Below are 11,622 nucleotides of genomic sequence, written 5' to 3' on the forward strand. Positions count from 1 at the left end.
GATGTGGATATATCTTCAACAATGATTAGAGAGCTGGCAAAAGCGGGAGAAGATATAGAAAAATATGTTCCGAAAAGTGTTTGCAGGTATATAAAAGAGAATAAAATATATGTTTGATTTCAGTCGTGAAAATATTGACCTTATAAAGGCGGATTTAAAAGAAAAGTTACCGAAAAAAAGATATGAACATACTCTTGGAGTAGCGTATACTGCGGCGGCGCTTGCCATGTGCTACGGTGAAGATATATTGAAGGCGGAACTTGCAGGAATTTTACATGATGTTGCCAAGGCTAAAAAATCTTCTGAGCTTAAGGATGATATGAAAGGATATATCGATCCTTATACAGACGGAGATTATGTGGCTTTGATAGCTGATAAGGCACCGCAGATTCTTCATGCCGTATACGCACCGTATTTGGCAAAAAAAGACTATAGAATAGAAGATAAGGATATACTTTCGGCGATAAGATGGCATACTACCGGTAAAAAAGATATGACTATGTTGGAAAAAATTGTCTTTGTTGCAGATTATATTGAACCTAACAGAAAGAAATTGCCTGACCTTGACAGGATAAGGACTCTTTCTTTTCATGATATATCTGAGGCGGTGAAGGTGATAGCGAAGTCGACTATTGAATATTTAGGTAGCCAGGGGATGTATATTGATAAGTTCACATATGAACTAAGTGATGAGGTGTAGATGGAATTAAAAGAGATTGTAAAAAAGATTTATAATATTATTGAGGATAAAAAAGGCGATGATATTAAGGTCATCGATATCAGTAAAGTAAGCTCAATTGCAGATTATTTTATAATAGCAAGTGCCAACAATATAAATCAGGTACAGGCTATTTCAGATGAAATAGATTTTGTTTTGGGAAAAGAGGGAATACTTCCGAAGGCTGTTGAAGGAAATAAGAATGCTACATGGGTGTTGCTTGACTACAGAGATATAGTGGTGCACATTTTCCTTAGAGAGGACAGAGCATTCTATGATCTTGACAGAATCTGGAGAGACGGAACGGAAGTAGAGATATAGACATAAAAGAAAGCTGCCACTTCATTGTGACAGCTTTTTTAAGCTCGCGATCGGACTCGAACCGACGACCTACTCATTACGAATGAGTTGCACTACCAACTGTGCTACACAAGCATATATACAAACAAAGGAAGAGCTTATCTCTTCCTTAGATGACCAATCCGGGAATCGAACCCGGGTTTACGCCGTGAGAGGGCGTCGTCTTAGCCGCTTGACCAATTGGCCGAAAAATCGGGATATTAACTTTTAGATGACCAATCCGGGAATCGAACCCGGGTTTGCGCCGTGAGAGGGCGCCGTCTTAGCCGCTTGACCAATTGGCCGAAAAAATCGAGGTGACAAGATTCGAACTTGCGACCTCAGCGTCCCGAACGCTGCACTCCACCAAACTGAGCCACACCTCGAGAAAATCAAGCAGGGGAAGAGGGGCTCGAACCCCCATTTACGGTTTTGGAGACCGTTGCTCTACCATTGAACTATTCCCCTCTGCAAGGTACTTTGATACTATATCAGTAAAACTTTAATATGTCAACAATTATTTTTATTTTTTAAAAAAAGTTTTTGTTGAAAAAATTTATATTAGTATTATAATCTAAGTAATATATCAAAGGGGTGCTTATACGGCTGAGAGAGGTTTTACCTTAACCCATAACCTGATCCGGGTAATGCCGGCGTAGGAAAGAAAACAGACTGCCGTATGGCAGTCTGTTTTTTTGGAGGGAGACATATGAATGCAAGCGTAGCGATACAGACATTACCGGAGGTTTATGACAATGATGAGACAGTCAGGATAGTGGACGAGGTAATAGCTTATATAAAGAGTACAGGATATAAGTATTATGTAGGTCCGTTTGAGACGACTATTGAGGGTGATTATGACGAGCTTATGGACATAGTAAAAGAATGTCAGCATATAGCGATAAGGGCAGGGGCACCTGCGGTAATGGCATATATCAAGGTAAGCTTCAAACCGGACGGAGATTTACTTACAATAGACAGAAAGGTAACAAAACACCATTTAGATGAAAAATAAAAAAGACAGTATATATCCGATTGCTTTCGGCATTGTATTTTTGGCGGTTTGGCAGATACTTTGTACATCGAAGGTGATACCGGAGTTTTTGATGCCGTCACCCATTCAGATAGTAAAGGCATTGGTAGAAGATTTTCCTCTGCTGATGTACCATCTGGCCGTTACATTGGCGGAAAGCCTGATCGGACTTTTACTGGGCGTATTACTTGGACTTATATTTGCACTTTTGATGGACAGATTTATAAAGGTATATAAGACCTTTTATCCTTTTGTTATCATTTCTCAGACCATACCGACAATAGCCATAGCGCCGCTTTTGGTACTTTGGTTCGGATACGATTTGTTGCCGAAGGTTATACTTATAATACTTGTTACATTCTTTCCTATAACGATAGGGCTTTTGGAAAGCTTTAAGAGTGCAGATAAGGATGAGATAAACCTGCTTAAGTCGATGGGTGCAAGTGAGTTTGATATATATAAGTTTATCAAGCTGCCGTCTTCTATGGGGAAGTTTTTTGCTGCACTTAAGATTTCAGCTTCATACTCTGTGGTAGGAGGAGTGATATCCGAGTGGCTTGGCGGGTTTAGAGGACTCGGAGTGTATATGACCAGAGTCAGAAAGGCATATGCCTTTGACAAGATGTTTGCAGTTATTATTATTATTTCAATACTCAGTTTATTATTATTAAAGGCGGTGGATTTGTTACAAAAATTATCCATGCCGTGGGAGGAAAAATGAGAAAGACAGTTAAGAATTTATGTGTAGGTTTAAGTTTGTTTGCTATAGCCGTGGCAAGTATGGCTTGCGGTGCTCAAAAGCAGTCGGATTCGGGAGAGAAAAAACTAAAGCTGGTGCTTGACTGGACACCCAATACCAATCATACAGGCCTGTATGTGGCAATGGAGAAGGGGTATTATAAGGATGCAGGCATTGAGCTTGAGATAGTACAGCCGCCTGAAGACGGTGCGGAGGTTTTGGTTGCAAGCGGTAAAGCCGATTTCGGTATATCTTTTCAGGACACTTTGGCAGGTGCACTGTCAAAGGCCGATCCGCTTCCTATAAAGGCTGTTGCAGCAATAACACAGCATAACACCTCGGGAATAATGTCAAGAAAGGGAGACGGCATCACAACTCCTAAAGGACTTGAGGGTAAAAAGTATGCTACATGGGATCTTCCGATAGAAAAAGCAATTATAAAAAATGTGGTGGAAAAAGACGGAGGCGACTTTTCAAAGGTTGAGCTTGTGCCTTCTACAGTCACTGATGAGGTATCGGCACTTAGCACAAAGCAGATAGATGCTGTGTGGGTATACTACGGTTGGGCAGGTATTGCAGCCAATGTAAAGAATTTTGAATTTGACTATTTTGCATTTAAAGATATCAATCCGACATTTGACTATTACACTCCGGTAATCATTACAAATGACAATATGATAAAAAATGACAAAGATACCGTCAAGAAGTTTTTGGATGCTACTAAAAAGGGATATGAGTTTGCGGCAGGCAATCCTAAGGATGCGGCGGAAATCTTACTTAAGTATGCCCCTGAGATTGACACAAAGCTTGCAAGCGCGTCACAGGAGTACTTATCCGCTTGCTATATTGATAAGGATGTTCCTTGGGGATATATCGACAGTGAGAGATGGAAAAACTTCTATAGATGGCTGAACGATAATAATCTGTTGGAAAGTCAGATAGATGAGGGAGCAGGACTTGATAATGAATTTATCACAAAATAGCGAGCCTCTTTTAGAGGCTAAGGATATAGGCTTTGCATATGACAAAAGAGAGATAATTACAGGTGTAAATTTGAAATTGTATAAAAATGAGCTTGTATCATTGCTTGGAGTAAGCGGAAGCGGTAAGAGTACTCTTTTTAATATAATTGCAGGTCTTTTAAAACCCGATACGGGGAAAATAGTATATGAAGGAGAGGATATAACCGGAAAATCGGGTATTATAAGTTACTCATTTCAAAAAGATCTTTTGCTTCCGTATCTAAAAATCGAGGAGAATGTGGCATTACCTCTTCTGATAAAAAGAGAAAAAAAGAGTACAGCAATAGAAAAAGCAAAAGAAATGTTAAAAGAGTTTAAGCTTGATGCATATGCAAATAAGTATCCGAGGGAACTCTCAGGAGGTATGAGACAGAGAATCGCACTGCTTAGAACTTATCTTTTTTCAAAAGATGTGTCCTTACTTGACGAGCCTTTTTCAGCACTTGACGCCATTACAAAGGATGAGATGCATGAGTGGTATATGAATATGAGGAGAAGATATAATACTTCCACCATATTTATAACTCATGATGTGGATGAGGCGATACTTTTATCGGACAGGATTTATATATTGGGGAATACACCGTCAACTATAAAAGCTGAACTTAAAATAGAGGTAAATAACAGAAATAATGATTTCAAACTCAGTGAAAGCTTTTTGAAGTATAAAAAAGAGGTTTTAAGAAATCTTGAAAACGGCAGTGAGGGTAAAAAGTTTTAGATTAAGTACCCCTTGGAGTGTTGATAATCCGAGGGGTATTTGTATCAGTTTATTTTCTTCAGTTCATAAAGATTCATAAGTTCAAATGTGGAAAAGTCAGGCATCGGTGCAAATGAACATTCAAGGTATCTGTCACTTTCTTTTGCGTCCATGCTGAAAATATAGTTGTAACCGCATTCAAACAGATAGTCTGGAGAAAGCTCATTACTCGGACCGTAAATTCCCTTAAGTTTTGCATTGCTGCAAGCCTTTAATATGTCAAGGTAGGATTCATTGACTAAAGTGGAGCCGGACATGATGACCGCATCAAGACTTTCAAGCACATCTCTATGGTTCAGAGCGTCATCACCCAGATGGAAGAATATGTTCTTCGGGTAAACTTCTGTACTGTCTTTTGAAATCCTGTAACTTAAGATTCTTTTTTCAGGTGTGAGGTCAAATGCATGGAATTCCTTACATTTATTCAGCAGAAATCTTAAATATACACCATAGCCTATAAGTCCGACTTTCATATTGCTTACATCATAGTCAAAGCCAAGACCTGCGGTACGCTTGATACCTCGTTTTTCCAACCGTTCAACACTGTTGAACGGTTTGCTCATTAAATTGCTGAGTACGACAAGCAGTGTCCTAAGAGTTACATCATCCTTTAACATAAGATCCGTGATACACTCATCAAGCGGTTTTCCTATAAGACTTCTTATTATCGGCTCATACTCGCTGACAGGCTTTTCTTTACCGATTCTGAGGGCAAAACTTATCTTTTTGTTGCTGTCAACAGCCATTGCCCACTTAAATCCGAAAACAAATTCGTCAAGCTTTGCGACAGGTATATCATATTTCTTATAAAGAGCCAGATTCAGCTCAAGTATTCTTTGTATATCCTTCATAAATCCCCTTTCAAATATAAACTTCCGTATAACGTATATTTATATAAAATTTGATAATATTATAGGTTAAACATATTGTTTTGTAAATGAATTAAATATATAGGAAATGCCCTTTGAAAGTCTTGTAATATTTTTATATTCGTTTTTACTACCTTGTATACCTGTATCGGCTATGCTAAAATAGACCATGTACTTTAGTATGTGGTCTGTTTTTTATGTGACAGTACACATATTTTAGATGATTTTACATGAATTGAGGATTCATATGAGTGAGTTGAGTGGAGAGTGGAAGGCTGTGCTTGAGCCTGAGTTTAAAAAGCCCTACTATAGAGATTTATACAATTTTGTAAAACAGGAGTATGCTACGCATATTATATATCCGCCTTCAGATAAGCTGTTTGAGGCTCTGCATCTTACACCTCTTTCAGAAATCAAGGTGGTTATTTTGGGACAGGACCCTTACCATAATGAAAATCAGGCTCATGGTCTGTCATTTTCCGTTCCAACATCACAAAGAAGGATTCCGCCTTCACTTGTGAATATATATAAAGAACTTCATGATGATGTGGGTACATATATACCCAACAACGGAAACCTTGTAAAATGGGCAAAGCAAGGTGTTCTTATGCTGAATACGATACTTACAGTCAGAGCTCATGCCGCGTTTTCACATCAGGGCAAGGGATGGGAACAGTTTACAGATGCTATAATAAAGACAATAAATGACACCGACAGGCCGATAGTCTTCATGCTGTGGGGCAGTGCCGCAATAGCAAAGAAAAAGATGCTTAATAATCCGAAGCACTTGATTTTGACTACAGTACATCCGAGTCCGCTCTCGGCATACAGAGGATTTTTCGGATGTAAGCATTTTTCAAAGGCAAATAAATTTTTGACGGATAATAATATCTCGCCGATTGACTGGCAGATAGAGAATATATAATCGTAGAAAGGGATAGTATGAATATACTGGAGATACTGAAAGTTATAATTATTGGTATTGTAGAGGGTATTACGGAGTGGCTGCCTATAAGCTCCACAGGACATATGATTTTGGTGGACGAGCTGATAAAGCTTAATGCAAGTGAAGAGTTCAAATCAATGTTTATGGTTGTTATACAGCTGGGTGCCATTTTGGCGGTGGTAGTACTGTATTTTAGAAAGTTGAATCCTTTCGGCAGGGGTAAGAGTCTAAAGATGAGGTATCTTACCATTGAACTTTGGAAGAAGATAATAGTTGCCTGTTTACCTGCCGCAATGCTCGGCGTACTGATAGACGACTGGTTGGACGCACATCTTTACAACGGATTTATAGTGGCGATGGCACTTATTGTATACGGCGTGTTGTTCATTCTTATAGAGAACTCAAATAAAAAGAGGGTGGACAGTATTACAAAGGTATATTCTATAGACTATCAGACGGCACTTTTTATCGGAGCGTTTCAGGTTCTTGCACTTATACCGGGAACTTCAAGGTCAGGAGCGACTATTATAGGCGGTATGATTTTAGGTGCGTCAAGGTCTGTAGCGGCTGAGTTTTCATTCTTTTTGAGTATTCCGATAATGTTCGGTGCAAGTCTTTTAAAGCTTGTAAAGTTCGGGTTCCACTACAGTATGGCTGAGATTGTCTATCTGCTTTTAGGAATGATGGTCGCGTTCCTTGTATCTATTTTCTCCATAAGTTTCTTGCTAAATTGGATAAAGAAAAACGATTTCAAGTTCTTCGGATACTACAGAATAGTACTCGGGCTTATAGTGCTTGTGTGGTATTTTGTATCTTCTTTGATGAAATGATTAAGGGCATATATTTATATATGAAGTTTTTTCAATGTAAATATATGCCTTTTTTCTTTACAATAATGCAAAAAAGCATTATCATAAAGAAATTGTATGCGATTGGATAGGAGGAGTATGCTTAGAATATGCTTAGATTAGCTCGTTATTTGAAGGAATATAAATTGGAGTCGGCTCTTGCGCCTTTGTTTAAGCTTTTGGAGGCGGCATTTGAGCTTTTGGTTCCGATAGTTATAGCAAGGATAATTGATGTAGGTATTGCAAATAAGGATTCAAACTACATCATAAAGATGGGTATATTGCTTGTAACCTTGGCGGTAATAGGGCTTACCTCTGCGATTGTAGCGCAGTATTTCAGCGCAAAGGCCGCTACAGGTTTCGGAACCAAGCTGAGAGATGATTTGTTTGCCCATATTTTAGGGTTTTCACATGCAGAGATAGATGTGCTTGGAAGAGATACATTGGTAACCAGAGTTACAAATGATAGTGATCAGGTACAAAACGGTGTGAACAGATTTTTCAGACTTGTGCTCAGGTCGCCTTTTATAGTGGCAGGCGCATTTATAATGTCTTTTCATATAGACCCGAAGATGTCGATGATTGCGCTTACCGTAATAATAATACTTGCAATAATAGTTGCGCTTATAATGTCAAAAAGCATCGGACTTTACAGAAATGTGCAAAGAAAGCTTGACAGAGTACTTGGAAAAACAGGAGAGAACCTTACAGGTATCAGAGTTATCCGTGCTTTTTCAAAGGAAAACAGTGAGGTAGACGAGTACGATAAGGCAACAAAGGATCTGTATAACGATCAGGCTTTGGTAGGTAATATATCTGCTCTTTTAAATCCGCTCACATATGTGGTTGTAAACTTAGGTATTGTGGCAATACTTAAGGCAGGTGCGGTGCAGGTAAATATAGGAAATCTTACTACAGGTCAGGTAGTGGCATTGATCAACTATATGTCACAAATCTTGGTTGAACTTGTAAAGTTTGCAAATCTTATTATTCTTTTGTCAAAAGCAAGTGCCTGTGCAAAGAGAATAAACGAGATTTTTGATATTAAGTCTTCTATAACAGGTGGAAGCTGTGAACTGGATTTGGCAGGATATAACGGAGACATAATTACATTTGAAAATGTAGGATTTGCATATCCTAAGGCCAAGGAAGAAGCAATTTCAGATATTTCACTTTCTATAAAAAAAGGTGAGACTGTAGGAATTATAGGAGGTACAGGTTCAGGTAAGAGTTCACTTATAAATCTGATACCGAGATTTTATGATATAAGCAGAGGCAGTATAAAACTTGCAGGTAAAGACATAAAAGAGTGCAGCTTGGACTCTATAAGAAAAAATGTGGCATTGGTGGAACAAAAATCAAGGCTCTTTAGAGGAGATATCAGAGATAACCTGCTTTGGGGAGATGAAAATGCAAGCGATAGTGAACTTTTTGAAGCTGCCGATATCGCTCAGGCAACAGATGTTATAAATTCAAAAGAAAAAAGACTTGATTCCGAAGTTGCAATGTACGGCAATAATTTCTCAGGAGGTCAAAAGCAGAGACTTTCCATTGCAAGAAGCTTAGTTAAAAAGGCAGGTATATTGATACTTGACGACTCGTCATCGGCACTTGATTACGCTACAGACTCAAGACTTAGAAAAGCGATAAGACAGATAAAAGATATTACTACGATTATTGTAAGTCAGAGAATAGTTTCCATAAAGAATGCGGACAGAATAGTGGTACTTGACGACGGTAAAATAGTAGGAATCGGAACTCATGATGAGCTTTTGGAGAACAGTCCTATATATAAAGAAATATATAATTCACAGGTTATGTCTTAAGGAGGATTCAAATGAAAAAAAATAAAAATACATTAAAGAGAATTTTGGATCTTTTAAGCCCGTACAAGCTAAGAATGGTTGTCAGTCTTTTATTGGCTGTGGTTATTGTACTTACTACACTGTATTTGCCGATACTTACAGGTAGAGCTGTGGATACCATAATTTCAAAGGGAAATGTGGATTTTATAAAGCTTTCAAAAATTGTGATATTGATGGTTATAATGATGGCTGTTACGGTAGCTTCACAGTGGTGTATGACCGCTATAAACAACGGTGTTGCCTATCATATGGTCAGAGATATAAGAAATCAGGCTTTTAAAAAACTTATGAAGCTGCCTATATCATATGTTGATTCCAACAGCCATGGAGAGATTATAAATAAGGTAATCAATGATGTGGATCAGTTTTCGGAAGGCCTCCTGATGGGATTTGCACAGTTTTTTACGGGTGCGTTGACTATAGTACTTACTATAATAATACTGTTTACAATAAATGTGTATGTAACTTTGGTTGTACTTCTTGTCACACCGCTTGCAGTACTTGTAGCAGGTTTTATTGCAAAGAATACTTATAAGCATTTCAAGTCACAGTCTGAAAGAAGGGCGAGGATGACCGGAATAGTGGATGAAATGATTGCAGGATTAAGTACTGTAAAAAACTTCACTATGGAGAGTAGGGTAGAAGATAATTTTAAAGAATCAGATGAGGCGCTTAGAGTGGCAAGTCAAAATGCCATTTTTATTTCCGCTATAGCTTTTCCTGCAACCAGATTTGTAAATGCGCTTGTATATGCAGGCGTGGCCATTGCAGGAGCGCTGCTTTCAATAACGGGAAAGATGAGTGTAGGACAGCTGGCTTCGGTACTCAGCTATGCTACACAGTATACAAAGCCTTTTAATGAGATATCAGGTGTGGTAACGGAACTTCAAAATTCATTTGCCTGTGCCGCAAGAGTATTTGCGCTGATAGATGAAAAGGAGATATTGCCTGACAAAGATTCCAATAATGTTTTAAAGGATGTGGACGGAAATGTGGAGATTTCACATGTTTACTTCTCATATGACAAGTCAAAGAAACTTATTGAGGATCTTAACTTGGATGTGAAGGCCGGACAAAGAATTGCCATAGTGGGACCTACCGGAAGTGGAAAGTCAACTATTATAAATCTTTTGATGCGCTTTTATGATGTGGATGGCGGCAGTATAAAGATAGAGGGCAAGAATATATATGATGTGACAAGAAAATCCATCAGAGAGAACTTCGGTATGGTTTTGCAGGAGACATGGTTAAAGAATGCCACAATCAGGGAAAATATAGCTTTCGGAAAGCCTGATGCAAGCTTTGAAGAGGTGGAAAAGGCCGCCAAGGAAGCGTATGCGGACAGTTTTATAAAGAGATTGCCTGACGGCTATGATACTGTAGTCAGTGAGGGCGGAGAAAACCTGTCGGCAGGCCAAAGACAGCTTTTATGTATTGCCAGAATAATGCTTGCAATACCTCCGATGCTGATACTTGATGAGGCCACATCAAGTATTGATACTATGACTGAAGCCAGAATAAGTAAGGCATTTGATAAGATGATGGTCGGAAGAACAAGCTTTGTAGTGGCACACAGGCTTTCTACAATAAGAAATGCGGATATGATACTGGTGCTTAAGGACGGACATATAATAGAACAGGGTAACCATAAAGAACTTATGGATATGAAGGGATTCTATTATGAACTGAATAATGCGGTTTAAAGAAAGAGGAATATATGAGAAAATTGGCACTAAGCGACGATATACTGCTTAGCGTTGACAAGCCGGCCAGATATATAGGCGGCGAGTTGAATTCAAGAGATAAAAATTTGGATGATGTGGATATAAGGTTTGTGATGTGCTTTCCAGATGTATATGAGATCGGAATGAGCCATATCGGAATGCAGATTATATACGATATGTTAAACAGGAGAGAAGATACGTTTTGTGAGAGACTTTTTTCACCTTGGGTGGATCTTGATAAGATACTCAGAGAGAAGAATATACCGCTTTTTTCACTTGAGAGTCAGGAAAATGTAAAGGATGCAAACTTTCTGGGAATCACATTGCAGTATGAGATGTGCTATACCAACATATTGCAAGTACTTGAACTCTCACATATACCGATGTATGCAAAGGATCGAGGTGAAGAGTATCCGATAGTTATAGGAGGAGGCCCATGTGCCTATAATCCTGAGCCTTTGGCTCCTTTCTTCGATATATTCTATATAGGAGAGGGGGAAGTGGTATATGATAAGCTGCTTGACCTTTACAGGGAATGTAAGAAAAATAAGCTGTCAAAGCATGAGTTTTTATTGAAGGCGGCACAGATTGAAGGAATGTATATCCCCGAGTTTTATGATGTGACATATAAGCCTGACGGCACAATAGATAAATTCACACCGAAGTATGAGAATGTCCCAAGTGTTGTGCACAGAGTTGTTGTACAAAATATGGATACCGTTTCATATCTGTCAAAACCTGTAGTACCTTTTATCAAGG

Annotated in this window: 12 protein-coding genes, 5 tRNA genes and 1 riboswitch; of the genes, 11 read left to right on the forward strand and 6 right to left on the reverse strand. The window is 38.6% G+C overall.

Annotation, left to right across the window (positions count from 1 at the left end; all coding sequences use genetic code 11):
- Positions 1-109 precede the first annotated feature (109 nt).
- On the forward strand, positions 110-700 hold the full coding sequence (gene yqeK, locus ACO6FI_RS12340; protein ID WP_485457597.1) for a bis(5'-nucleosyl)-tetraphosphatase (symmetrical) YqeK: 591 nt from the start codon (positions 110-112) through the stop codon (positions 698-700).
- Positions 701-1,039, forward strand: coding sequence for a ribosome silencing factor (rsfS, locus tag ACO6FI_RS12345; protein WP_485457598.1), 339 nt, complete (start codon positions 701-703; stop codon positions 1,037-1,039). It begins immediately after the preceding gene.
- Between the two features lie 41 nt (positions 1,040-1,080).
- Here the strand turns inward: rsfS and ACO6FI_RS12350 are convergent.
- The 5 genes from ACO6FI_RS12350 to ACO6FI_RS12370 all read right to left on the reverse strand — a co-directional run bounded on the left by ACO6FI_RS12350 (position 1,081) and on the right by ACO6FI_RS12370 (position 1,525).
- A tRNA-Thr gene (locus ACO6FI_RS12350) sits at positions 1,081-1,153 on the reverse strand.
- Positions 1,154-1,192: 39 nt separating this feature from the next.
- Positions 1,193-1,264 (reverse strand) — tRNA-Glu (locus ACO6FI_RS12355).
- Positions 1,265-1,290: 26 nt separating this feature from the next.
- Positions 1,291-1,362: transfer RNA gene (locus ACO6FI_RS12360), tRNA-Glu, on the reverse strand.
- Between the two features lie 7 nt (positions 1,363-1,369).
- Positions 1,370-1,443 (reverse strand) — tRNA-Pro (locus tag ACO6FI_RS12365).
- Between the two features lie 11 nt (positions 1,444-1,454).
- Positions 1,455-1,525 (reverse strand) — tRNA-Trp (locus ACO6FI_RS12370).
- A 112-nt stretch (positions 1,526-1,637) separates the two neighbouring features.
- A riboswitch (TPP riboswitch) is annotated at positions 1,638-1,736 on the forward strand.
- Positions 1,737-1,766: 30 nt separating this feature from the next.
- Between ACO6FI_RS12370 and ACO6FI_RS12375 the strand changes: the two genes are divergently transcribed.
- Genes ACO6FI_RS12375 through ACO6FI_RS12390 form a run of 4 tightly spaced genes read left to right on the forward strand, consistent with a single transcriptional unit; the run spans position 1,767 to position 4,572 of the window.
- Positions 1,767-2,072, forward strand: a complete 306-nt coding sequence (locus ACO6FI_RS12375) for a thiamine-binding protein (RefSeq protein WP_485457599.1) — start codon at positions 1,767-1,769, stop codon at positions 2,070-2,072.
- Positions 2,062-2,811, forward strand: coding sequence for an ABC transporter permease (locus tag ACO6FI_RS12380; protein WP_485457600.1), 750 nt, complete (start codon positions 2,062-2,064; stop codon positions 2,809-2,811). Before ACO6FI_RS12375 ends, ACO6FI_RS12380 begins: the two co-directional genes overlap by 11 nt.
- Entirely contained in the window at positions 2,808-3,812 is a 1,005-nt protein-coding gene (locus tag ACO6FI_RS12385) for an ABC transporter substrate-binding protein (protein WP_485457601.1), read from the forward strand. The genes ACO6FI_RS12380 and ACO6FI_RS12385 overlap by 4 nt, the downstream gene beginning before the upstream one ends.
- Positions 3,793-4,572 carry an ABC transporter ATP-binding protein gene (locus tag ACO6FI_RS12390; RefSeq protein ID WP_485457602.1) on the forward strand — a complete coding sequence of 260 codons (780 nt, stop codon included), beginning with the start codon at positions 3,793-3,795 and terminating at the stop codon, positions 4,570-4,572. Before ACO6FI_RS12385 ends, ACO6FI_RS12390 begins: the two co-directional genes overlap by 20 nt.
- Positions 4,573-4,616: 44 nt before the next feature.
- Here ACO6FI_RS12390 and ACO6FI_RS12395 read toward each other — a convergent pair whose 3' ends face one another.
- Complete coding sequence (locus ACO6FI_RS12395; RefSeq protein WP_485457603.1) at positions 4,617-5,462, reverse strand: Rossmann-like domain-containing protein; 846 nt, start codon at positions 5,460-5,462, stop codon at positions 4,617-4,619.
- A gap of 265 nt (positions 5,463-5,727) precedes the next feature.
- On the opposite strand from ACO6FI_RS12395, the gene ung reads away from it, so the two are divergent.
- The 5 genes from ung to ACO6FI_RS12420 form a co-directional block, all read left to right on the forward strand.
- Complete coding sequence (gene ung, locus ACO6FI_RS12400) at positions 5,728-6,405, forward strand: uracil-DNA glycosylase (protein WP_485457604.1); 678 nt, start codon at positions 5,728-5,730, stop codon at positions 6,403-6,405.
- 17 nt (positions 6,406-6,422) lie between these two features.
- Positions 6,423-7,256 carry an undecaprenyl-diphosphate phosphatase gene (locus ACO6FI_RS12405; protein WP_485457605.1) on the forward strand — a complete coding sequence of 278 codons (834 nt, stop codon included), beginning with the start codon at positions 6,423-6,425 and terminating at the stop codon, positions 7,254-7,256.
- A 128-nt stretch (positions 7,257-7,384) separates the two neighbouring features.
- Positions 7,385-9,100, forward strand: a complete 1,716-nt coding sequence (locus tag ACO6FI_RS12410) for an ABC transporter ATP-binding protein (protein ID WP_485457606.1) — start codon at positions 7,385-7,387, stop codon at positions 9,098-9,100.
- Positions 9,101-9,111: 11 nt separating this feature from the next.
- Positions 9,112-10,842 carry an ABC transporter ATP-binding protein gene (locus ACO6FI_RS12415; RefSeq protein WP_485457607.1) on the forward strand — a complete coding sequence of 577 codons (1,731 nt, stop codon included), beginning with the start codon at positions 9,112-9,114 and terminating at the stop codon, positions 10,840-10,842.
- Between the two features lie 14 nt (positions 10,843-10,856).
- The coding region (locus ACO6FI_RS12420; RefSeq protein ID WP_485457608.1) for a radical SAM family protein at positions 10,857-11,622 on the forward strand (766 nt) is incomplete at its 3' end.

The sequence above is a fragment of the Lachnoanaerobaculum sp. genome (assembly GCF_057250505.1).